The sequence below is a fragment of the Methylobacterium nonmethylotrophicum genome (assembly GCF_004745635.1).
In the GTDB taxonomy this organism is placed as follows: Bacteria; Pseudomonadota; Alphaproteobacteria; order Rhizobiales; family Beijerinckiaceae; genus Methylobacterium; species Methylobacterium nonmethylotrophicum.
In genome coordinates this window covers 180,620-204,156 of record NZ_SRLB01000008.1, presented here as the reverse complement: position 1 = coordinate 204,156, position 23,537 = coordinate 180,620, and the positions used below count along the sequence as shown (strand labels likewise).

Below are 23,537 nucleotides of genomic sequence, written 5' to 3'. Positions count from 1 at the left end.
GGCGATCCCCGCTCCGCCGCCTCGGCAACCTGCCGCCGGCCTGGTCGAGGGGGTCGGCGCGGTACCCGGCCGCTCACTCGGTGCGCGGTTCGGCCGGGAGCCTGCCCGCGCGCCGCTCCAGCACGGAGCGGAAGCAGGCGATCATGCCCTCGGCGGAGGCGCGTTCGGCGAAGACCGCGAGGTAGCGCGCCCGCGCCGCCTCGGGAAAGCCGGCCCAGTCCTCCGGCCGCCGCACCAGGTCCGCGAGGCGCCGCGACAGGGCCGCCGCATCGCCCGGCGGCACGAGCCAGCCGGTCCGGCCGTCCGCCACCACCTCCGGCAGGCCGCCGATCTCCGAGACGACCGGCGGGATGCCGTGGGCCATCGCCTCGATCGCCACGCGGCCGAGGGATTCCGGCAGGCACGACGGGACGGCGACGAGGTCGGCCCAGCGGAAATGCTCGGACGGATCGGGGGCGAACGGCAGGAGCGTCACGCAATCGCGCAGGTCCGGCTCCGCCACGCGCGCGGCGAGCGCCCGTTCGCGCTCCGCATCCTCGAAGGCGCTGCCGACGATGCGCACGGCGATCCGGCCGCGCAGGTCGTCCGGCAGGCGGGCCACCGCCTCGACGAGGACGTCCTGGCCCTTGATGCGGCTGATCCGGCCGAGCATCAGCAGGCGCAGGGGCCGGTCGCCGCGATAGGTCGTGCCCTTCGGAGAACCGGGATCGGCGATGCCGTTATAGACCACGCGGCCCGCGGCTGCCTCGCCCGCGAAGGCGCGCCGCGTCGCCTGCGAGTTGTAGATCCGCGCGCAGCCGCTCCAGCCGAGCAGCATCCGCAGCACCCGGCGGACGACGCCCTCGGGGATCTCGTGGACGTGAACCACGCAGCGGCGGCGGAAGAGCCGCGCCGCCAGCAGGTAGTCGGCGACGACGGTGGTGTTCACGTAGACGAGGTCGCTGCGGGCGATCCGCACGAGCGCGCGCCCGAGTGCCAGGGGCAGTCTCAGCAGACCGACGGTCAGGAGGCCGGGAAGGTCACGCCGGCGCAGGATCCAGAGAGGCTCGACGAGGATGCGGGTCGCCAGGGGCTCCAGCGCGGCCACGATCGGACCGTGCCGCGGCAGCACCACGTCGATCACCGCCTGCGGCCAGGCCGCACGGATGACCCGCACCGTCTCGACGAAGCTCCGGTCCGATCCGTAGAGTTCGTAACCCTGGTGAACGCATGTGAACCGCACGGACTCGTCTGCCTCCGACGACGTTAACAATAACGAGAAATGACCGCGGTTTCCAGCGGGAAAATCTTTGCGCGCAACTTCCCTTGCGCCAAGCAAGTGTTAGCCTGATCAACGGCAGGCGTCTACCCGCCCTCGCGGTGATCTCGCTTCGCGCCAGCTCCAGCCCCTATCGGATCCGGGACATGACGCCTCAAGCCCCCTCTCTCCTCATCCTGGGCACGCGCGGAATACCCGCGGAGCACGGGGGGTTTGAGACCTTCGCCGAGCGTCTCGCCCTGTTCCTGGCCGGCCGCGGCTGGTCCGTCGGGGTCTACTGCCAGGACGAGGTCGGCGAGGTCGGGGAACGGTTCCGGAGCGAGACCTGGTGCGGCATCGAGCTCATCCGCGTGCAGGTCGCCTCGACGGGACCGCGCGCGACCCTGGATTTCGACTTCCACTGCGTCCGGCATGCCGCGACGCGCCGAGCCGTGTGCCTCGTGCTCGGATACAACGGCGCCGTGTTCCTCCCCCTGCTGCGCCTCGCCGGGCGCAAGATCGTGACGAACATGGACGGCATCGAATGGCGCCGGCCGAAATGGTCGTTCCCGGTCAAGGCCTGGTTCTGGGTCAACGAATGGATCGCCGCCTGGTCGTCGCACCGGCTCGTCGCGGACCACCCGGTCATCGCCGACCACGTCGCCACGCGCCGGCCGCGCAGGGCGATCACCACGATCCCCTACGGCGGCGAGCCGGTCCGCGACGCACCGTCCGCGCCCCTGGCGGCGTTCGGGGTGGAGCCCGGCCGCTACATGGTGTCGATCTGCCGCATCGAGCCGGACAACAACATCCTGACGATCGTCGAGGCCTTCTCGCGCCGCAGGCGCGGCGCCAAGCTGATCGTGCTGGGCGAGCTGCGCCCCGGCAACGCCTATCACGCACGCATCCGCGCCGCGGCGAGCGACGAGGTGATGTTCCCGGGAGCCATCTACGACGCGCAGGTCGTCGGCGCGCTCCGCTACCATGCGGGCGCCTATCTGCACGGGCACACCGTCGGCGGCACCAACCCGTCCCTGGTCGAGGCGCTCTGGGCCGGCAGCCCGATCATCGCCCACGACAATCCCTACAACCGCATCACCGCGGGCGAGGCGCAGAGCTATTTCCGGGATGCCGATGAGTGCGACCGGCTGATGACGCGGATCCTGACGGACGCGGCGCTGGCGGAACGCTGCCGGCAGGGTGCGCGGCTGCAGGCGCAGCGCTTCGACTGGACGGACATCCTCGAGGCCTACGAGACGATGATCCTCAAGGTCGGAACGGCCGGCCGCGAACGCGCCCCCGCGCTCGAGACGAAACCGGAGGCCGGGCCGGCCGTCGGCGTCCCGACCCGGTCGCTCTGAGCCGCGGGTCATGCCGGCGCTCGACCGCCGCCGCGTGACCGCCGCGCTCCTGGCGGCCGCCCTGCCGCCGCGCCGCGCGGCAGCCGGGCCCCCGGGGGCGGGCGGGCCGATCGTCGTCCGGCGCGGCGTCAACCTGTGGCCCTGGTTCTCCCTGACCCGGGAATACCCGCCGCCGCGGACGGATTACGGCTGGCCCGCCTTCCAGAGCGAGCGGCCGGTGCCGACGGCGGCCGACCTGCGCGGCCTGGCGCGGGCGGGCTTCGACTTCGTGCGCCTGCCCGTCGATCCGGGCCCGTTCCTCGCCTTCGCGGACGGGCGCAGAACCGCCCTTCTCGCCGAGCTGGACGCCGCCGTCGCGGCGGTGCTGGCCGCCCGGCTGAAGATCGTGGTCAACCTCCACGGGAACGCGGCGACGCACCACTTCAACCCGCCGCGCCTCTACGGCGGCCCGGACGCCCCGCTGCTGCCGCCCTACCGCGCCCTGGTGGCCGACCTCGCCCGGATGCTCGCCCGGCACCCGCCCGACACGATCGCCTTCGAGCCGGTCAACGAGCCGCCGCAGGCCTGCTCCGCCGCATCCTGGGCCGGCGTGCAGGTCTCTCTCCTCACCGCCGCGCGGGCCGCCGCGCCGCGGCTCACGCTCGTGGCCACGGGCGCCTGCGGCAGCATGGTCGCGGGTCTGGCGGCGCTCGACCCGGCTCCCCTGCGCGCCTGCCGGCCGCTGCTCTACACGTTCCACTTCTACGAGCCCTACCTGTTCACGCATCAGGGCGCCCCGTGGATGCGGGAGCCGGTCTACCGCGCCCTCAACGGGGTGCCGTGGCCGGCCTCGGCCGGAACCCGCGATGCGACGCTGTCCGCCGTGCGCGCCCGGATGCGCGCCGACGACCCGAGGGCACCGGCCGAGCGGGAGGCGGCCTACCGGGTGACCGAGGCGAAGATGGCCGAGTATTTCGCGGCCCGGCCCGATCGGGGCTTCGTCGACCGCCATCTCGGGGCGGTCGCGGGCTGGGCCTCCCGGCAGGGCATCGCCCCGCAGGAGATCCTGCTCGGGGAGTTCGGGGCCCTGCGCACCGACGCGCGCTACCTCGCCGCGTCCGCCCCCGACCGCGCCCGCTACGTCGCCGACGTGCGCGCGAGCGCTGAGGCGCTCGGCTTCGGCTGGGCGTTCTGGAACCTCTTCGACGGCATGGGGCTCGTGCGCGACGACGAGACGCGGGTGCTCGACGCCGACCTCCTGGCCGCGCTGGGCCTGCCCGCGCCCGGCGCGCGATCCCGGCCCTGACCGGCGGGCCGAGCGGTTCAGAGGCCGTGGCCGCCCGGTCCGTCCTCCGGGTCGGGCCACCGGTACAGCGCGATCAGCAGGATCACGAACTTGGCGAGGATCGTCGTCTTGCCGCCGAGGCTCTCGTAGGTGTTCACCAGCACCACGAAGGCGACCATCGGCATCGCGATGCCGGGCCGGCAGCGGCGGCCGACCTCCCAGAGGAACAGCGCGAAGGCCACCGTGAGCAGGCCGGTCATCGCCGCGCCCTGGTAGAGCAGGATGCGCACGATCGGGTTCTCGAGGCCCATCTGCAGCCCGTTCATGCGGCGCAGGGTGTCGATCACGCCCGCATCGGGTCCGAAGACGAACTCGCGCGGGGACAGCGCCGCGAACAGGTCGAGGACCACGACCCGCGCATTGGCGCTGCCGCCGTCATTGGCGAAGCGCGCGAGCAGCGCGTCGAAGAAGCCGGAACCCGCGAGCGCGGCCAGGGCGAGGGCGAGGAGGGGGAGCGCGAAGGCCGCCCCGGCGACGCCCAGAAGCGGGATCCGCCCGCGCCGGACCATGCGCGCGAGCGCGAGGAGGCCGAGCCCGCCGCCGAGCACCAGGGTGATCACGATGCCGGAGCGTCCGCCGAAGGTGACGAGCGCGGCGAGCTGGAGGCCGATCACGGCGAGGCGCGCGGCCGCCGACAGGCTGCCCGCGCCCGCGCAGAGCGCGATCACGTAGCAGGCCGTCAGGGTCGCGTTGGGCAGCGGATGCCCCTGCAGGGACATCGCGCGGGTGTCGTATTCGAGCAGCATCCCGTCCAGGCGGTAGGGAAAAACCTGGCGGCCGGAGACGAACTCGAAGAGGCCGAGGAGACCGTTGGCCGTCATGACGGCGTGAACGGTCCGCTCCAGGCGGCGCAGGGTCGGCGCGTCGCAGTCGAGCAGCAGGAGGCAGACGAGGGCGGGGAGCAGGAAGGTATCGACGGCGCCCGCGATGCCGGCTCCGCCGCGCAGGCTGATCTGGAGCGCGAGGCCGACGCCGGCGATCCCGAGCAGGACGCTCGCGGGCCTGCGCTCGACGGCCGTCCTCAGGTTGGCGACCGGATTGCCCGCATGCACCAGCGACCAGCCGAGCAGCAGCAGCGCGAGATAGGTCGCCGGATGGATCTTCTGCGCGGCGGAGCCGGTCAGACCGTCGTAGTTGATGCCGACGACCCAGAGCATCCCGCCCGACACGCCGAATACGAGGAGCGTGAGCAGGACCAGCGCGGCCGAGGGCGGTGCGCGCAGGCCGAGCCGCCGCGGGGCGGCCGGGACCGCGGCACCGCTCCAGCCCCGGCTCATCGCCCGCTCGCCCGGTCATCGACGAGGAGGCCGCCGAAGATGCGCTGCCTCGTCGCGGCGACGACCCTGGCGATGGCGCCGACCTCGGATTGCAGGGACAGCCCGGCGCGGGCCACGACGAGGACGCGCTCCGCCTGAGCGACGAAGTGGGCGATCTGCAGGGAGCGCGCGATGTCGCCGCCGTCCACGAGCACGAGATCGAACCGGTCGCAGACATCGTCGAGGAAGGCCTCGACGTTCTCCCGGGCGAAGGCGTCGCGCACGGGTTTCTGGCCGGTGCCGACGCGGAGCCGGCGGGTGCCGGTCTCGGGGTCGGTCGTGACGGCGGCCTGGACGCTCGCCTCGCCGCGCAGGACCTCGAGGAGGCAGCCCGCGCCGACCTCGCTCGCCGTGAGGGCGGTCTCCACGACGAGCACCCGGTCGCCGCGGGCCGTGGCGGCGTCGGCGAGCATCTCGGTCAGCGCCTTGCGCGCGTCCGCATCGGCCTCGGCCCCGGTCAGGACGACGCTGAGCCCGCGCCGCGACCGTGGCCGCGCGTCCGGGAAGCCGGTCAGGCCGTCGAGGGCGAAGACCGCCTCGCGGGCCGCGCGCGGGGTGTTGCGCAGGGTGAGCGCGGGCGGGAACACGGCCAGAACCGGCGCCCCGATCAGCCGCTCCATCTGCCCGGCGGAGAGCAGGGCGGGACGGACGTACTCGCGCACCATCGCGAGGCCGATGCCGAGCCCCAGCCCGGCCGCGAGGCCGGCGACGAAGATGAGGCCGCGCAGGGGCCAGCTACGCTCGTCGGGAGGCTGGCCCCAGCTGATGACCCGCGCGTTGGTCGGGTCGATGTTGGCCTGCTCCGCGATCTCGCGGGAGCGGACCAGGAACGCGTCGTAGACCGAGCGGCTCGCGGCGACGGCGCTCTCGAGCTCGCGCAGCTGCACCGTGTCGCGGTTGGTCCGCACCGATTCCGCCCGCAGCGCGTCGAGGTTCTCCGAGAGCAGGCGCGCGGCGGCAAGCGCGCGCTGATACTCGACCTCGGACGCCCGGACGATGCGGTCGAGCTCGGCGTCGATCAGCCTCTTCACGTCCGCCTTCTGGGTGCGCACGGCCTGGATGGCGGGATGGCGGGGCCCGAGCTGCATGCGCAGCTCGCCCTCCTTGCCGATCAGCTCGGCGTACTGCCCGCGCAGGCGATCGATCGTCTGGGACTGAATCGCCTCCGGCAGGGCGCCGGGGTCGACGGCACCGCCGCGGGCGGTGCGGAGGTCCTGGAGCTTGCTCTTCGCCTCCGCGACCCGGTTGCGCGCCGCCGAGAGGCGCGAATTGCTATCGGTCAGCTGCTGCTCGCTGACGAGCACGCCGCTCGAGGCGATGAGCCCGTGCTTCGCCTTGAAGGTCTCCAGCCGGTTCTCCGCGGCGTTGAGGTCCGTCCGCAGGCTGTCGAGGCGGCCGTTCAGCTCGCCGGAGGCGCGCCTGGCCGCGTCCGCGCGGGCTTCGGCCTGGTCGGCGAGATAGGCCCGGGCGATGGCGTTGACGATGCGGGCCGCCTTCCCGGGGTCGGAGACCGTGACGATGATGTCGACGACGAAGACCTTGTCGGCGCGCTTCACGGCGAGCCGGCGCCGGAGCTTGCGCAGGGCCGCCGTCCTGGGATCGCCGACGCTCTCGGTCGATCCGAGCAGCGACTCCCGGAGCCGCTGGACCAGCCCGGTCGGGGCGGCGCCGAATTCGGGATCGGTCTCGAGGCCCTCCGCCGCGATGGCGCGCAGGAGCACGGTGTCGGACTCGATGACCTTGACCTGACTCTCGACGATGGTGATGCCGCCGTCCGGAGCCACCGCGCTCGCGTTGAGGTCGCGGTTGACGACCTGCCGGTCGCGCGGATCGATCAGGATCTGGGACGTCGCCGAGTAGAGGGGCGCGGCGAGGACGCCGTACACGAGAGCCGCAAGGGCGCAGAGGGTAGTGGTGCCGAGCACGATCGCGCGCCGGCGCACGATGATGCGCCAGATGTCGCCGAGGTCGACGATGGTCTCCTTGGCGGCCTGGCCCCGCGGGGGCGGCACGGCGGGGGCGCGGCTCGGCGGTTCCGAACCGGGCTCAAGCTGTCTCAGACTCGGCCATTGCTGGTTCAAAACGGCGCTCCGTCGGCCTCTGCCCGATCCCGGCTGCAAAACCGCTGCAAGAACACGAAGAAAACTCTGAGGCACGCGACCGCGCGGAGCCGGCCGGAGCGGAGCGGCGTTCCGGAGATGTTTACCTGCGCAGGATTAACCGTTCTCTTCCATCCGCGGCGATCGGTGCGCACCTCCGGCACCCGGAACGGATGTCGCACCGATCAACCTTGCGTTAACCGTGCTCGGATGAGATCGGCGGGGTCGGTGGGCGGCCCGGATCGTCACGGGCCGGCATCGATCGGGCCGCGCGGCGGCCGCGCCCCCTTCCCGCAGGCAGGGATTGCACCGTGGCTGAAGCGCTCCTCATCGAAGTGGATGCCGGCTCGACGCGGGCGCGCCCGGCGGGGCGTGCGGCCGGCTGCGCGGCGGCAAGGACGGCGGGGGCCCTGCGCGTGCGCCTGCGGATCGACGGGCGCCGACCGCGCCGGTGGCACGCGGCACTGATCGCGCGCCTCGCCGCGCGGCCCGGCCTCTCGATCGAGGTCGAGGACCGGCCGGGCCCCGATGACGCGCCCGCCTACGCGGAGGCGCTGTTCCGGATCGAATCCCTCGCCTACGGCGTCCCGCGCGACGGCCCGGCCTCCCGGCTCGACCCGGCGGCCGCCGCGGCCTGGCCCAGGCCGGCCGGAGACCTGCCGGCCGGAGACCTGCCGGACCTCGTGATCGACCTCGTGGGCGACGTCCCGGAGCGCGCCGGCGTCCCGGTCCGTCGCCTCCACTATGACGGCCTGCCCGGGGAGGCGGCCCTGTTCGGCGCCCTGCTCGCGAAGCGGGTCCCCGTCGCGAGCCTCGTCGAGGGCGGCCGCACGCTCTGTGCGGCGCGCCTGGGCACGGAGGTGCGCGGGGTGATGCTGACCATGCTGGACGACGCGCTCGTCCGGACGGCGACGATGATCGAGGCGGGCTTCGCGGGCGGGGCGGCCCCGCTCGCGGATCCCGATGCCGCCGCGGCCCCGCAGGTCGGGCTGCCCCCGGTCGCGCTGACGGCGACGGAGCTCGCGCGCCGGACCCTGCGCATCGCGGCGCGGGCCGTCTTCCAGCGCCTCTACCGGCTGGGCTATCGCTCGCCGCACTGGCGGATCGGCTGGCGCCGGCTCGACGGGCCGGATCTCGTCGACCTCCGGGCGCATCCCGAGACCGGCTGGCAGGAACTGCCGGACGACGGCCGGCGCTTCTACGCCGATCCCTTCCCGATCCTCCACGACGGGCGCTGCTGGCTGTTCGTCGAGGAGTTTCCCCACGCGACCGGCAAGGGCGTGATCTCGGCGGTGCCGTTCGACGCCGAAGGACCGGCCGGCATCCCGGCGCCGGTCCTGGAGACGGAGCATCACCTGTCCTACCCGTTCGTCTTCGAGCGGGACGGCGCGGTCTGGATGATCCCGGAATCCTGCGCCGCAGGGTCGATCGATCTCTACCGGGCGACCGCCTTCCCGGGCGGCTGGGTCCGGGAGGCGCGGCTGGTCTCCGGCGTCGCGGCGAGCGATCCGACCCTGTTCGAGCATGGCGGGCGCTGGTGGATGTTCGCCACGGTCCGCGGAGCACCGGCCTCGGAACCGCTCGGGCGGGGCTCGTACTCGGACGCGCTCCATCTCTGGAGCGCACCGGATTTCCGCGGGCCCTGGACCGCGCACAGGGCCAACCCTGTGCTGATCGACGCCGCGACGGCCCGGCCGGCCGGCCGCATCGTGGTCCGGAACGGCCAGGCGATCCGCCCGGTCCAGGATTGCGCCGACGGCTACGGGCGGGCGCTCGGCCTGATGCGCATCGACCGGCTGGACGAGGACGGCTTCGCCCAGAGCCTTCACGCGCGGATCACCTCCGGGCCGCTCTGGCCCGGCACCCGGATCCACTCGCTCAACTGCGCCGGCGGGTTCGAGTTCATCGACGGCTCGGCCCGGATCCCGCGCTTCCTGCCGCCGGGACTCGCCCGGCGCCAGGTCTGATGCGGCGTCCGCCCGGTCGGACGACCCCGGCCCGCCGAGGCGGTCCGATCCCGACGGTCGCGGTCCGGAACGCCCGGTTGGGCGCCCGTTCAACAGCATCGACCTCGCCGCCGGCGACGTCTCGGAGACGGCCGGCACGATCGGGCTGGCCTCGACATACCGGCCCCTGAGGTCGCCGCGGGCCTGTCGCCTCCGCCTGCGGGCGAGGGCATGCCGGATCCTGGGCCGGCTCCGGCGGCGGAGCGGCAAGCGGGTCCCCTGGAGCGGACGATCCGTGAACGGGACCCGTTCGCGCTCGCGACGGGCCGCTCGACCTCAACCAAAATCGTTGATGCCGGGTGAGCCGGACGGAGAAGGGTGCAACGGTTCGCTCATGTCGATCGCGGCAACGAGGGCGTCGATGATGACCTTGGATCGAACAGGCTTGTTGATGATCGTGGCATTGCCAAATGCAGGTCGAAGACGCTTCGGCAATCCACCTCCGGTGTAGATGACGAAGGGGATGTCACGACCATGCAGCGCCTGCGCGACTGCGATCGATTCACCATCACGTAAATTGACATCCAGTATCGCAATGTTTGCGTTGTTATCCTCGATGTAACGAAGCGCGGCAGAATTCGTGGAGGCCGGACCGATCGGAATTCCTCCCTCCTCCCTGATGATGTCAAAGAGAAACTCTGCAACCAATATTTCGTCCTCGACCACGAGCACAAGTTGATCGCGGATGCGCATGATTTTGTTCCCGGCTGAAGATTCGATGGATTGCGTCGGCCGTTCGGAGAGGCTTTGCTTCACGTCGCGGAGTTGGGATCAGCGCTGCGGCGTCGGCGACATCGACCGCGGGTCGGTTCCGGGGAGGCCGAGCAGATTGAGACTGCGCTGATGGCGGCGCGATCCCAGTCCGGGCCTCTCTGTCCGATCCCTCGTCAGGCGGCGGTCTGCAACCGCCTGATCTCCTCGAGGGCGGCGTCGCGGGCTTCTCCCACCCGTCGGATGAGCGGGCCGAGATCGCCCTCCGCGCCGCAGGTCTCCTCGATCTCCCGACAGGCCCGGGTCAGGGCCGGGAAGCCCAGCGCTCCGGCGGCCGACACCGTGGCGTGCGCCTCGCGCACCAGCCGCTCCCGCGGGCTGTCCACCGGAAACCGGGCGCGGAGTTCCTCGGCCAGGCCCGAGAGGATCCGGCGCATCCTGTCCTGGCCAAGGATCTGCGCCAGCGCGTCGAAGGTCTGCGGGTCGAACACCGCCGCGGGCGGCTCGGCCTGGAGGGAGGGAGCGGCGGGGCGGTCATCGGCGCTGGTCCAGCGCGCGACGGCGCCGAGAAGTTCGTCGAGATGGAACGGCTTCCCGACATGGTCGTTCATGCCCGCCAGACGGCATTCCGCCAGTTGGGCGGGAAGAACGTTCGCCGTCATCGCGACGATCGGAAGATCACGGGCGGGATGGTCGAGGCTGCGGATGTGCCGGGTCGCCGTCAGGCCATCCATGCCCGGCGCCATCTGAACGTCCATCAGCACGAGGTCGAAGTCGCTCCCCTTCACCGCCTCGATCGCCGCCACGCCGTCACTCACGATGGTGACGGCGTGGCCGGCACTTTCGAGCACCACGCGTGCGATGTCCTGGTTGATCTCGCCGTCCTCGGCCAGGAGGATGCGTGCCGGGCGTCCGCTCCGCGCGGCGGCCGCAACCTCGGCGACCGTGCCGGCCGCCGGCGCCGTGGCGGGCATCAGCGCGAGACGGAACCAGAAGGTCGAGCCGGCGCCTGCTTCGCTCTCGACCCCGATCTCGCCGCCCATCCTCTCGACGAGCGTCTTCGAGATCGCCAGGCCCAGGCCCGTGCCGCCGAACCGGCGCTGCACCGAGGCATCGGCCTGAGCGAAGCGCTGGAACAGGCGCCCGAGGTGCTCCCGCGGGATGCCGATGCCGGTATCGGCCACCGCGACGAGGAAGCGGCACGGCGCGGTGGGATCGTCCACCGGGTCACAGCGCAGGCGGAGCGTGACGGTTCCCCTCGCGGTGAACTTGATGGCGTTCGACAGGAGGTTGAGGACGATCTGCCTCACGCGATCCTGATCGCCGATCAGGTGCGGCGGCAGGGCCGGGTCGATCTCGACGTGGAGCGTCACCCCTTTCCGGTCCGCGGGCTCGCGCAGGATCGAGACGGCGTCCTCGAGCATCGCCCGCATGGCGAAGGGCTGGGGATCGAGATCAATCTGCCCCGCCTCGATCTTCGCGAAGTCCAGCACGTCGTTGACGATCGTCAGGAGGGTCTTCCCGGCGGTCTGGATGCATTGCGCCTGACGACGCTGGACGGGCGCGAGGCCGCCATCACGGACCAGCAGGTCCGCGTAGCCGATGACGCCATGGAGCGGGGTGCGGATCTCGTGGCTCATGGCGGCCAGGAACTCGCTCTTGGCGAGGCTGGCCTTCTCGGCCTCCGCCCTGGCCGCCTCCGCTTCCTCGCGCAGGCGCGCGAGCGCCGCCTCCGCCTGCCTGCGGGCGGTGACGTCGCGCAGCGAGCAGACGATCGCGGCCGGCTGGTCCTCCGCGTCGCGGGCGAGGCTCATCCCGGCCTCGATCCAGATCCAGTGTCCGGCCTTGTGGCGCGTGCGGTAGGTGGTGACGATCCGCCCCTGCGGCACCTGGCCCCCGGTCAGCCGACCCGCGGCCTCGCGCACGGCGGGCGCGTCGTCGGGGTGGATGGCGGCGGAGGGCTGGCAGCCGAGCAGCTCCTCGGGCTCGTAGCCCAGCACGGTCCGGCAGGCGGGCGAGACGTAGGTTCGCCGGAACTCCAGGTCGAGACGGGTGATCACGTCGGTCGTGGTCTCGGCCAAGAGCCGGTAATCGCGCTGACTGGCGCGGATCGCCTCCTCGGCCGCCACGCGCTCGCTCACGTCGCGGATCGTGCCCAGCAGCCTGGGCTCGCCGTCGTCCTGCCGCATCCAGGTGAAGGCGACCTCGACCCAGAGCCAGCGGCCGTCCTTGTGCCTGAGGCGGTGGACGCTCGTGGCGACCGGGTGATCGGCGTCGATGCCGGCCTCCAGGGCGAGCACGCGCCCGGCATCGTCCGGGTGGATCAGGTCGCGGGGCGGCAGGGCGGCGAACTCCTCCGGGTCGTAGCCCAGGACCGCACGGATTGCGGGCGAGACGTAGGAGCGCAAGCCGCCGCGGCGGACGTCCTTGATCATGATGACGTCGGAGGCGTTGTCGGCGAGCAGGCGGTAGCGCGCCTCGCTCTCGCGGATCAGCGCCTCGGCCGCGTGAACCCGCCGCTGGCGCCGGTCGAGGTGCAGCCCCAGCAGAGCGAGCAGGACCGCGGCCGACGCGATCACGCCGCCGACGACGAGCACTTCGCGGCGCCACGCCGCAAGGGTCTCGGGCACGCTTCGTCCGACCCACACCACGAAGGGGAAGTCGCGGAGGCGCTCGTAGGCGACGATCAGCTCGTTGCCGTCCAGGGCCTGGACGGACGAGGCGGTCCCGACCGGCGAGCGCGGGAGGAGGTCGCGGAACAGCGGCCCCCGGGACACGTCGAGGTTCACCATTCCCGGATCGTAGGGGTGGCGCACCAGCAGCCGCGCGCGGTCGCTGATCAGCGCGATCGATCCCTGCTGCCCCACGCCCAGCTCGTCGTAGAAGCTCTGGAAGTAGGCGGGATCGAGAGCCGCCGCGACGAGGCCGCCGAAGCTCCCGTCCGGCTTGTTCCATCGGCGCGTCAGCGGGATCAACCACTTCCCGGTCGCGCGACTGAGGATCATCTCACCCAGGTGCATGCCGGGATCCGGGCGCTCGCGATGCCACAGGAAGTAGTCCCGATCGGCGGAGTTCAGCGGGGGATGCGCACCGGGCACCGAGTCGATGATCCAGTCGCCGCGCTCGTCCAGAACGGCGAGGTTGCGAACCTGGGTGACCGCCTTGACGCGCTTCTCCAGGAACGTCCTGAACTGATTCGGATCGCGCAGGGCGCCATGCTCGACCCGGTCGACGATGCCGCTGAGAACGATGTCGACGGCCTCGGCACTGCGGGTGGCGTGCTGGGCCAGGGAGCGCGCGAGGTTGCGCACGTCACCCCGGGCGTCGACCAAGGCGGCCTCCCGTCCGCGAAGGAGTTGCCACCCCCCCAGGCAGACGATCAGGATGGCGGCGAGGTAGGCGATCATCGCCGGGCTCGACGGACGTCGACCTCGCGACGCGCGAGCGGCATTCAACGGCGGCATGGTCCCGCATCCTCGTGACGTAGGCGGCTCAACCGAGCGGGCGAGTCGGCTGTGTAAGCTGCAATAGGTTATTTCACGAATCGATTGCGTCCGACCTATTTGTTATGCCTTAATCCACCGCCTGATCCAGACTGGCCGGCATCGCGTATCACCGTTAGGCCGTCCGCAGATCGGCGATCCGGCTGAGCGTCGCCTCACGCGTCACGTCGAGGCGACGAAGCCGGAGGTCGACGTCACCGTGGCTCCGGCATGCCCGCTCCAAATCCCGGCAGGCGGCCGAGAAGGCCCTGAATCCGAGCGTCCCGGCGACCGAGCACATCCCGTGGGCGTCACGTGCGAGCGCCTCGCGCCCGCTCGCGCTCGTCCGTGCGGTGAAGCGGGACTGCATCTCCTCGGCGAGATCCGCGAGCAGCCGGTGCATGGTCTGCGTGCCGAACTGCTCCAAGGCGTCGTGATAGGCCTGCGCGTCGAGCAGGGCGTTCTGGTCCGGGGGCCCGGTCTCGTCCCCGCCCGGATCCGGATCCTTGAGCGAGATCAACCGCTCGATGGCGGCGACCAGTTCCTGCTGCTTGAACGGCTTGCCGATATGGCCGGTCGCACCCGCCTGACGGAACTGGGCGACCTGCTGGGGCAGCACATTGGCCGTCACGGCGAGGATCGGCACGTCCCTGCACGGCTCGTCGAGGTCGCGGATGGTCCGCATCGCGGTGATCCCGTCCATCCGCGGCATCTGGATGTCCATGAGCACGAGATCGTAGTGCCTGGTCCTCACCGCTTCCACGGCCTCGGCGCCGTCATTCGCGACCTCGATGGTGTAGCCCCAGCCGTCGAGCAGGCCGAGGGCGATCTCCTGGTTGATCGGGTCGTCCTCGGCGAGGAGGATACGGACGGTGCGGGTGAGCGGCGGCGCCATCTCGGCACGAACGGGCACGGCCTCCGCCGCCTCGATCGCTTCCGGCAGAGGGATGCTGAAGAAGAAGGTCGAACCCCGGCCCGGGGTGCTGGCGACCCCGATCTTGCCGTCCATGACCTCGACCAGCCTTCTGCTGATCGCCAGCCCGAGCCCGGTGCCGCCGAAGTCCCGCTGCGTCGAGCCGTCGATCTGGCTGAAGTGCCGGAACAGGCGATCGCGCTTCTCCGGCGGGATGCCGATGCCGGTGTCCTGCACGGCAACCTGCAACCGGTGCGGCGCTCCGGCATCGATCGCACGGTGGCACAGCACCGTCACCGTGACACCGCCCTCGCTCGTGAACTTCACCGCGTTCGCGAGCAGATTCAGGACGATCTGGCGGATGCGCCCTGGATCGCCGAGGAGGGTCCCCGGGACGTCCTGCTCGACGTGGCAGGTGAGGCTCAGCATCTTCTTGTCGGCATTCGGCCGGACGATCGCGACCGCCTCCTCGATGAGCGCGCGCGGGGAGAACGGCTCCGGGTTGAGGGCGACGTGCCGGGACTGGATGCTGGAATAGTCCAGGATGTCATTGACGATCGTGACCAGGGCGGTTCCGGCCCCGCGGATGCGCTCGACGGATCGATGCGCGGCCGGAGGCAGTCCGGGTTGCCGGAGGAGGAGGTCGGCGTAGCCGAGAATGCCGGTCAGCGGCGTGCGGATCTCGTGCGACATCGTCGCGAGGAAGTCCGATTTCGCCGCGCTGGCGGCCTCGGCCTCCCGGCGGGCGACCTCGGCGAGCCGTGCGGCCTCGGCCATGCTCTCCTCGGCCCGCCGGCGAAGGGTGATGTCGGAGTAGGTGCGAACCACGCTGCCATCCGGCAGGACGGCCGTGCGCACTTCCAGCACGGTGCCGTTCGGGCGGGTGCGTTCGTAGAGCGCTCCCGCCGGCGGAGCATCGGTCAGGCCCATGGATGCCAGCATGACCGGGCTGACGCCGGAGAACTCGCCGTTGGCGACGAGGGCCTGCTGGAACGCGTCGCAGGTCAGCCGGCCGGTGAGGAAGCCCGGGTCGAGCCCGAGAAGCTCGGCGGCTCGCCGGTTCGCGACCGCGAGTCGGCCGTCGGGCTCGAACGCGATCAGGCCGTGGTCGATGGCATCGAGCGTCGCGGTCAGGAGCGCCTGCCGCGCCTGCGCCTCCCGGGTGCGTTCCGCGACGCGCTCTTCGAGGACCTGCTGGACGCCGAGCAGCGCCTCGGCCTGCCCGCGGATCTTGCGTGAAGCCGTCGCGAGTTCGGCGCCGACCTCGCTCGTCTCGCGGATCGGGGTGAGGAGCGGATCGAGGACGCGCCCGTCCCCGAGCGCCCGGGCGTGGCCGACGAGGCCGTGATGAGCCATCACGATCGTCCGGCTGACGAAGGTCGAGACCGCGAGGGCCAGGATGATGAGACCGAGAACGACCGGGATCAGCACCCAGAGGGAGGCCCTCAGGGGGGCTTCCAGGGCGGTGCGCTCGATCCCGACGCCGACGATCCAGCCCGACAGCGTCGAGCGTCGGAAGGTGGCGACGACGGGCACGCCCGCGATGTTCTCCCCGATCCAGACGCCGCGGTCGCGCTCCGCGATCTCGTCGAAGCCGGGCAGGCGCTTGCCGGCGACGGCGTCCGTGTCGGCGGAACGGCCGATGATCATCCCGTCTCGATCGACGAGGGAGCCGAAGGAGGGCTGCGCGATCCCCGCCTGCGCGAGCAGGCCGCCGAGATGCGCGGCCGGTATATGGGAGAGCAGAACGTAGACGGTTTCGCCGGATCGGATCACCGGGACGCCGACGCGCACCGCGTGTCGTCCGGTGACGGCGTCGAGGAGCAGGTTCGACACGGCCGGGCCCTGCACCGCGAAGGAATGGTCCGCATCCTCGCGAGCGAGGCGCGGTTGGGATGCGCCGAGGGGTGCCCGGGTGGTCACGATCTCCTGCCCCGAACGATCCCGCAGGATGATGTGCGTCCCTTCCAGGCTTGCGAGCTCGCGGGCCTGCTGGTCGAAGCGCGCGAAGTCCTTCGTCTCGAACACGGGCGAACTCGCGAGGGCGCGCAGCATCGCGATCTGACCGGCGAGGAAGCGGTCGATCCGCTCGACGGCGTCGGCGTTGGAGGCGGCGGTGGCGTCCTGGAGGCGAGCCTGCTCGGCCGTGATCAGGCGCTGCCCGAGTAGCAGCGTTATCGCGACGGCGGGGACGAGCACGGCGAGCATCAAGCTGGCGATGTAGTGGGACAGCGGGCGCCCGCGCAGGACAGACATGTACGAACTCGGCGATCAAGCAAGTTTTAAGGCCTCAACAGCGGGCCGCATTGGCTTCTATGATTTGCGTACCCGAAAAATGGTATCGCAGATACAACCTTAGCGATCTATATCGATTGGGGGCACATCTGGTTGAATCTAGACTATTCAGATCACAGTTAAACGTATGATAATCAAAAAGTTGAGCGTGGTGAGGGCACCTTCGAAGCCTTGGTCGAGACGTAAGAACTAAGCCGATCGGTCTATTGCGCGCGGCGGTCGGCGCGGCACGTCGACCGGGAGCGCCCCTCTCTTGGTTGCGCCGGCTGATGCAGGCCAAACGACGACGGCGAAAGACCAGCACCGCCACCGCCGGCATGACGGGGGCGGCCTGGATGAGGCGCCGGAACAGGCGCTCGACCATGGCCTTCGGGTGTGCGGGAGGGGAGGACGGGCCGCGCGCTCAGGCCTGCCGTCGCGGGATCGGCCCGGAGGAAGTCTACCGCCCCGGTCGACAAATCCCCATCTCTCCGGCACCGCCTCCCCGCGACGGCGCTCGCGCCGACCCCCCTCACCCGCCCTCTCCGCCGCACGCGCTTCACGCAGGACGACGATGCTGACCAACAAGGGCAAGTACGGCCTCAAGGCGATGGTCCACCTCGCCGGGCTGCCCCCGGGCGCCCGCATCGGCGTCGCCGAGATCGCCGAGGCGCATCGCATCCCGAAGAAGTTCCTGGACGCGATCCTGGGCGACCTGCGCAATGCCGGCTTCGTCCACAGCAAGAAGGGGCCGGGCGGCGGCTACGCCCTGGCGCGCCCGGCCGAGGAGATTCGCATCGGCCACGTCGTGCGGGCGCTCGACGGCCCGCTGGCGCCGCTTCCCTGCGCCAGCCGCACCGCCTATCGGCCCTGCGAGGACTGCGCCGACGAGGGGGCCTGCGCGGTGCGCCTCGCCATGCTGGCGGTGCGCAACAGCATCGCGGGGATCCTCGACAACCTGACCCTGGCGCAGATGCGGGCGATGCCGCAGGCGGAGGCGGAAGCGAGCCTCACCTACCACATCTGAGCGCCGCGCCCCCTTGGGCCGGGGCCTCCCGTGCCTCGGCCGACGCGACGTAAGGCGCGGCGGCGCCCTCGGCGACACGCCCTGCGAGCCAGGCGCAGGCGGCATCGAGATCGAGGAGCCGCGGCGCCGCATAGGGCATCAGGGCCGCCGGATGCGCCGCGAACAGCCGGTCCCGTGCCCCGGGCGCGACGGTGAGACCGGTTGCACACGGTAACAGCAGCCCGCGCACGACGAGGTCGCGCAGGAGCGGACGCGGCCTCGGCGCGCCGTGGAGCGCCGCCGGCCGCGATGCCCCGCCGCCGAGGATCCGCTCCCAAATCGGCCGGCCATGGCGCAGCAGCCGCGCGCGCGCCTCGTCCGGCAGGCTGTGCCAGAGGGCCGGAGCGCTCAGACGCAGGCCGGCCAGTGCCTCGTGCGCCGGGACGCCGCGGTCCTGCGCCTCCCGCACCAGGGCGCGCAGGGCCCTGACGAGGGCGACGGCGCCATGCCCGAGCGGCAGATCCGCCGGATCGAGCCGCAGGGCGCGGACGGAGGCGGCCGCCTCGCGCGGCGGAATCGCCGGGGCCGGTGTTTGCAGGGCGCAGGCCAGGATCGCGGCGCGCCCGAGATAGATGGGACCGTCGGCGGTCCGCGCCGCCACGCCCTGCGCCGTGAGAGCGACCGACAGGCAGGTCGTCTCGGCGACGTGGAGGCGCCCGGCATGCCGCCGCAGCGCCTCGACGAGGTGCAGGGGCTCGGTCGGCAGCGGGCCGGTCTCCTCCGCCAGCAAGCCGGCGAACTCGCCGCGGCGCAGGCGGCGGCAACGGGCGGGCCTCGCCTCGATCACGGTGACCTGCACCCGCGCCTCGCGGCGCAGCAGGTGGGAGGCGAGCCCCAAGCTGCTGGGGGTCGCGCCGATCACCAGGACGTGGCGCCCGCGCGGGGCAGGCTCGGGCCCCGGATGCGTGAGGCTGGCTCCCTGGAGGCTGTTTCCTCGGGGCGGCATGTCCGGCATCGATCGGTCCCCGTCGCGGTTGGGCAGTCACTCACCGGGATAGGCTCCCAGATAGGCTCCCACTGGGTCGGTTCTCACGGTGGCGGGCTGTCATGGACAGTCTGTCATGGGCTGGCAGTCTCTCCGGACCGAACCGACCGGTCAACGAGAATGTTCTCTTTAAAGAACCCTCGCGGAAGAAATTATCTGCTGAAGCGGACGCCCCACGGAGAAGACAACGAGCATATCGGCGCATTCACCCGTGTTGATCGCAGCAACAGGATCGCACGCCAGGTCATGCGATGCCGGATGGGTGGGCTTCGTTCGATCAAAAGAACGATGGTCAGCCCCGCTTCGCCGTCCGAGGGCCCGCGCCATGTCCCCTCGCGCGCCGTCATGCGACCCGCCTGCTCCTGAGCGCCGGCGCCGCGCTTCCCGCGTCCCTGCCCGGCTCCCCGCTCCGGCCGAGACGCCGGAGCGCGGCGGCACGCGCGACTGGGCGTCCTTCCCCGGGCCGCCGGCGCTCATCGCCATCAACACGACCTCGGGCACCGGCCAGACCTACAGCCTGCGCTACCGCTTCAACTTGCGGCGCGACGTGTCCTGGCATGACGGCCAGCCGTTCACCGCCGCCGCCATCGCGTTCTCGCTCCTGCGCCTGCGCGAGGCGCATCAGCTTCGCCAACGTCCCGGAGGTGCGGACGCCCACAGCGTCGAGATCGTGCTGTCGCGCCCGGCCCCGTTCCTGATCAGCGCCTTCGCGGGGGCGGAATCGACACCACCACCCGCGCCTGTTCGGGCCGCGGACGCAAGCGTTCGTCAACCTCGACACCGGGGTGCCGCAGGATCTGCGGGTCAGGAAGGCCTGAACCCAGCCGCGGCTCCTACAGCAGCTTGTCCAGCGTCACCGGAAGCGTCCGCACCCGCTTGCCGGTCGCGTGCCAGATCGCGTTGACGATCGCCCCCGCACTCCCGGTGACGCCGATCTCGCCCACGCCCTTGATCCCGAGCGGGTTGACGTGCGGGTCCTCCTCCTCGACCAGGATCGCCTCGAGCGAGGGCACGTCGGCGTTCACCGGGACGTGATACTCGGCGAGGTTGGCGTTCATCGGCCGGCCGGTGCGCGGGTCCATCACCGCCTGCTCGTGCAGGGCGAAGGAGACGCCCCAGATCATCCCGCCGTAATACTGGCTGCGCACCAGCCGCGGGTTGATGATCCGCCCGGCCGCGAAGGCGCCGACGAGGCGGGTCGCGCGGATCTGGCCGAGATCGGGATCGACCGTCACCTCGGCGAAGACCGCGCCGTGGGCGTGCATGGCGTAATGCTCCCGCGCCGCGTCGGGCCCGGCCGAGCCCTTGCCCTCGACCGATTCCTTGCCGGCCCTCCCTAAGATCTCCGTGAAGGCCTCGGACCGGCTCTCGTCGTCGCGCCGCACGAGGCGGCCGCCCCGCGCGATCACCCCGGCATTGCCGGCGCCGTAGAGCGGCGAGCGCGGATCCTGCGTCGCCAGACCTGCGAGTTGCGCGATCGCGTCGGCGGCCGCTCCCTTGATCGCCGTGCCGGCGGTGGCGGTGTGGGCCGAGCCGCCGGCGATGCCGCCGTTCGGCAGGTCCGAGGTGCCGATGCGGAAGTCGACCGCGTCGATGTCGAGGCCGAGTTCGTCCGCAGCGATCTGGGCGAGCGCGGTCCAGGCCCCCTGCCCCATGTCGATCGCGCCGATCGCCACGGACGCCTCGCCGCTGGCCTTGAGCACCGCCCGCGCCTCGGCCTGGAACATCAGTGCCGGGAAGGTCGCGGTGCCGACGCCCCAGCCGACGAGGAGCCCGTCGGCATTGCGCATCTGCCCCGGCGCCAGCGGGCGCTTGCCCCAGCCGAAGGCCTCGGCACCGCGGGCGTAGCACGCGCGCAGGGCCTTCGAGGAGAACGGCTTGCCGGAAGCGGGCTCGGTCTCGGCGTAGTTGCGCAGGCGGAACTCCAGCGGGTCCATGCCGCAGGCCTCGGCCATCTCGTCGATGGCGGCCTCCAAAGCCGCGCTGCCCGACGCCTCGCCGGGCGCGCGCATGAAGAGCGGCGTGCCGGTGTCGAGCCGCACCGCCCGGTGCCGGGTGGCCAGCGCCGGCGCGGCGTAGAGCGTGTGCGAGACGCCGCCGCTCGGCTCGATGAAGTCGTCGAAGGTGCTGGTCGCCGTCAGCGTGTGATGGTCGAGGGCGGTGAGGGCGCCGTCCTCGGCCGCGCCGAGGCGCAGGGTCTGGCGGGTCGGGGCGCGGTGGCCGACCGGGCCGAACATCTGCGGCCGGCTCATCACGAGCTTCACCGGCCGACCGACGAGGCGGGCCGCCATGATGCCGAGCACCTGGGGACCGGCGATCATCCCCTTCGAGCCGAAGCCGCCGCCGAGGAACGGGCTGCGGATGTGGATGTCCGACGGCGCGATGCCGAACAGGCCGGCGATGCGCCCTTGAGCCATCGCGAGCCCCTGCGAGGGCATGTCGAGGTCGAGCCGGTCGCCGTCCCAGGTGGCGACGACGGCATGGGGCTCCATCGCGTTGTGGTACTGGGCCGGCGTCTCGTAGGTCGCCTCGATCGTCTTCGCCGCCGCCGCGAGCCCGGCCGCGACGTCGCCCGTCTCCATGTCGGCCGGATCGCCGACGCCGATCGCCGGCGGGGTGAACTCTCTCGCCGCATCGAGCCCGACCGCCGGGGTCTCCACCTCGTAGGCGGGGTCGAGCAGGGCGGCGCCCTCGGTCGCGGCCTCCAGCGTCTCGGCGATCACCACCGCGACCGGCTGGTTGGCGTAGCGCACGCGGTCGTCCTGCAGGAGGTCGAGCCGGAAGGTGAAGCCGTCGTGCTTCTCGTCCGGGTGCTGGGCGAGCGCGGGCTTGTTCTGCGGCGTCATCACGGCGACGACGCCGGGATGGCTCTCGGCCGCCGCGACGTCGAGATGGGTCACGCGGCCGCGGGCGATGCGGCTCACCGCCATCACGGCGTAGAGCATCCCGGGCGGGTGATGATCGGCGGCATATCGCGCGCCGCCCGTCACCTTCAGGATCCCGTCCCGGCGGGTGAGCGGCTGGCCGATGCTGGAGCCGTGGCGGGTCCGGGGAGCGGTCTCAGACATGAGCGGCCTCCGAGGCGGGGGCGAAAGCGGAACCCGGCAGCGCCGGCAGGCGCTCCGGCGTGCCGGCAGCGGCGCGTTGAAACGCCCGCACCACGAGGCGGCGGGCGAGCTCGATCTTGAAGGCGTTGTCGCCGGAGGGTCTTGCACCCGCGAGGGCGGCGTCGGCCGCCGCCCGGAAGGCGGCCTCGTCGGGCGCGCGGCCGGCGAGAACCGCTTCCGCCTCCCTCGCCCGCCAGGGCTTGAGGGCGACGCCGCCGAGCGCCAGCCGCGCCTCGGCGATGCGCCCGCCGTCGAGCCGCAAGGACGCCGCCGCCGAGACGACCGCGAAGGCGTAGGATGTGCGGTCGCGGACCTTGAGGTAGCGGCTGTGGCCGGAGAAGCGCGCGGCCTCCGGCGGCAGCACCAGGACGGTGACGAGTTCGCCGGGTTCGAGCACCGTCTCCCGCTCCGGCGCGTCGCCGGGCAGGCGGTGGAAGGCGTCGAGCGGCACGCTGCGCGTCCCGGCCGGGCCCGCGATCTCGACGACGGCGTCGAGCGCCACGAGGGGCACGCAGAAATCCGACGGGTGGGTGGCGATGCAGGCCTCGCTCCAGCCGAGGACCGCGTGCAGCCGGGTCTCGCCACCCCGGGCGTCGCAGCCGCTTCCGGGCTCGCGCTTGTTGCAGGCGCTGCCCGTGTCGGTGAAGTACGGGCAGCGGGTGCGCTGCATCACGTTGCCGGCCGCCGTGGCGGCGTTGCGCAGCTGCGCCGAGGCGCCAGACAGCAGCGCCTCCGCCACCGCCGGATAGGTTCTGGCGAAGGCGGGATCGTGCGCGAGGTCGCTGTTGCGGACGAGCGCCCCGATCCGCACCGAGCCGTCGTCCCGCCGCTCGACCGCGGCGAGGCCCGGCAGGCGGGTGATGTCGACGAGGCGGGTCGGCCGGCTGACGCCGCCCTTCATCAGGTCGAGGAGGTTGGTGCCGGCGGCGAGATAGGCGGCGCCGGGCGCTCCTCCCGCGGCGACCGCGTCGGCGACGTCGGTCGCGCGCACGTACTCGAACGGGATCATGCCGCCTCTCCCTGCCGGGTGGCAGAATCGCGAATCGTGTGCTGGCTCATGGCGCCCTGCGCCTCCAGCACCGCCTCGGTGATGCCGGCGTAGGCGCCGCAGCGGCACAGGTTGCCGCTCATCGCCTCGCGCACCCGCTCGGGGTCGTTGCCGGCCTGGGCCTCGCGGATCAGCCCGACCGCGCTCATGATCTGGCCGGGGGTGCAGAAGCCGCACTGGAACCCGTCATGGGCGATGAAGGCCTCCTGTACCGGATGCAGGTGGTCGCCCTCCGCCAGGCCCTCGATGGTCAGGACCTCGGCCCCGTCGAGGCTGACCGCGAGGGCCAGGCAGGAATTGATGCGCCGTCCGTCGACCAGCACCGTGCAGGCGCCGCACTGGCCGCGGTCGCAGCCCTTCTTGGCGCCGGTGAGGTGCAGGCCCTCGCGCAGCAGGTCGAGCAGGGTCGTGCGCGGGTCCGGAATCGGGATCGTGCGCCTCGTGCCGTTCACCGTCAGGACGATGTCGACGCTCATGCGGCTTCCTCCAGGCTAGACCGGCTCCAAGCTAGTCCCGCACCGCACCCTGCCCAGGCTGCAGCGTGTGCGGCAGCGCACACGCCGCAGCGAACCTTTTGCCAGCTGGCCTGTTGACGCTGCGAAACCGCA

15 protein-coding genes are annotated in these 23,537 nt (G+C 72.1%); 5 read left to right on the top strand and 10 right to left on the bottom strand.

Features of this window, described 5'->3' with window-relative positions; translation table 11 throughout:
- Positions 1 to 73 precede the first annotated feature (73 nt).
- On the bottom strand, positions 74 to 1,222 hold the full coding sequence (locus EU555_RS12955) for a glycosyltransferase family 4 protein (RefSeq protein ID WP_135415043.1): 1,149 nt from the start codon (positions 1,220 to 1,222) through the stop codon (positions 74 to 76).
- A 182-nt stretch (positions 1,223 to 1,404) separates the two neighbouring features.
- Here EU555_RS12955 and EU555_RS12950 point away from each other — a divergent pair, with 182 nt between their 5' ends.
- Positions 1,405 to 2,598 (top strand): DUF1972 domain-containing protein, encoded by a 1,194-nt coding sequence (locus EU555_RS12950; protein ID WP_135415042.1) that lies wholly within the window; start codon positions 1,405 to 1,407, stop codon positions 2,596 to 2,598.
- A gap of 10 nt (positions 2,599 to 2,608) precedes the next feature.
- A complete protein-coding gene (locus tag EU555_RS12945) occupies positions 2,609 to 3,883 on the top strand; it encodes a glycoside hydrolase family 5 protein (protein ID WP_135415041.1) in 1,275 nt (424 codons plus the stop codon).
- A 17-nt stretch (positions 3,884 to 3,900) separates the two neighbouring features.
- Here the strand turns inward: EU555_RS12945 and EU555_RS12940 are convergent, their stop codons facing one another.
- Both EU555_RS12940 and EU555_RS12935 read right to left on the bottom strand, forming a co-directional pair.
- Positions 3,901 to 5,199: a VpsF family polysaccharide biosynthesis protein gene (locus tag EU555_RS12940; RefSeq protein WP_205820904.1), complete on the bottom strand. Its 1,299-nt coding sequence runs from the start codon at positions 5,197 to 5,199 to the stop codon at positions 3,901 to 3,903.
- Positions 5,196 to 7,250, bottom strand: coding sequence for a GumC family protein (locus EU555_RS12935; protein ID WP_135415040.1), 2,055 nt, complete (start codon positions 7,248 to 7,250; stop codon positions 5,196 to 5,198). Before EU555_RS12935 ends, EU555_RS12940 begins: the two co-directional genes overlap by 4 nt.
- Positions 7,251 to 7,648: 398 nt before the next feature.
- Between EU555_RS12935 and EU555_RS12930 the strand changes: the two genes are divergently transcribed.
- Complete coding sequence (locus EU555_RS12930) at positions 7,649 to 9,304, top strand: glucosamine inositolphosphorylceramide transferase family protein (protein WP_135415039.1); 1,656 nt, start codon at positions 7,649 to 7,651, stop codon at positions 9,302 to 9,304.
- Between the two features lie 315 nt (positions 9,305 to 9,619).
- Here the strand turns inward: EU555_RS12930 and EU555_RS12925 are convergent, their stop codons facing one another.
- From EU555_RS12925 to EU555_RS12915, 3 genes are all read right to left on the bottom strand, one after another.
- Positions 9,620 to 10,036, bottom strand: a complete 417-nt coding sequence (locus tag EU555_RS12925; RefSeq protein ID WP_135415038.1) for a response regulator — start codon at positions 10,034 to 10,036, stop codon at positions 9,620 to 9,622.
- A gap of 194 nt (positions 10,037 to 10,230) precedes the next feature.
- Positions 10,231 to 13,461: a PAS domain S-box protein gene (locus EU555_RS12920; RefSeq protein WP_167858529.1), complete on the bottom strand. Its 3,231-nt coding sequence runs from the start codon at positions 13,459 to 13,461 to the stop codon at positions 10,231 to 10,233.
- 211 nt (positions 13,462 to 13,672) lie between these two features.
- Positions 13,673 to 16,705 carry an ATP-binding protein gene (locus EU555_RS12915; RefSeq protein WP_135415036.1) on the bottom strand — a complete coding sequence of 1,011 codons (3,033 nt, stop codon included), beginning with the start codon at positions 16,703 to 16,705 and terminating at the stop codon, positions 13,673 to 13,675.
- A 592-nt stretch (positions 16,706 to 17,297) separates the two neighbouring features.
- Between EU555_RS12915 and EU555_RS12910 the strand changes: the two genes are divergently transcribed.
- On the top strand, positions 17,298 to 17,750 hold the full coding sequence (locus EU555_RS12910) for an RrF2 family transcriptional regulator (RefSeq protein WP_135415035.1): 453 nt from the start codon (positions 17,298 to 17,300) through the stop codon (positions 17,748 to 17,750).
- Here the strand turns inward: EU555_RS12910 and EU555_RS12905 are convergent.
- A complete protein-coding gene (locus tag EU555_RS12905; protein WP_205820902.1) occupies positions 17,734 to 18,735 on the bottom strand; it encodes a hypothetical protein in 1,002 nt (333 codons plus the stop codon). The genes EU555_RS12910 and EU555_RS12905 overlap by 17 nt on opposite strands.
- 364 nt (positions 18,736 to 19,099) lie before the next feature.
- On the opposite strand from EU555_RS12905, the gene EU555_RS12900 reads away from it, so the two are divergent.
- Positions 19,100 to 19,678, top strand: a complete 579-nt coding sequence (locus tag EU555_RS12900) for an ABC transporter substrate-binding protein (RefSeq protein ID WP_135415034.1) — start codon at positions 19,100 to 19,102, stop codon at positions 19,676 to 19,678.
- On the opposite strand, the gene EU555_RS12895 is transcribed toward EU555_RS12900, so the two are convergent.
- From EU555_RS12895 to EU555_RS12885, 3 genes are read right to left on the bottom strand one after another with little or no spacing between them, the layout of a single operon-like run.
- The gene (locus EU555_RS12895; protein ID WP_135415033.1) at positions 19,608 to 21,842 is read right to left on the bottom strand and encodes a xanthine dehydrogenase family protein molybdopterin-binding subunit; all 2,235 of its coding nucleotides are present in this window, start codon (positions 21,840 to 21,842) and stop codon (positions 19,608 to 19,610) included. The genes EU555_RS12900 and EU555_RS12895 overlap by 71 nt on opposite strands.
- Entirely contained in the window at positions 21,835 to 22,890 is a 1,056-nt protein-coding gene (locus EU555_RS12890) for an FAD binding domain-containing protein (protein WP_135415032.1), read from the bottom strand. Before EU555_RS12890 ends, EU555_RS12895 begins: the two co-directional genes overlap by 8 nt.
- Complete coding sequence (locus EU555_RS12885) at positions 22,887 to 23,405, bottom strand: (2Fe-2S)-binding protein (protein WP_135415031.1); 519 nt, start codon at positions 23,403 to 23,405, stop codon at positions 22,887 to 22,889. The genes EU555_RS12890 and EU555_RS12885 overlap by 4 nt, the downstream gene beginning before the upstream one ends.
- Between the last annotated feature and the right edge of the window lie 132 nt (positions 23,406 to 23,537).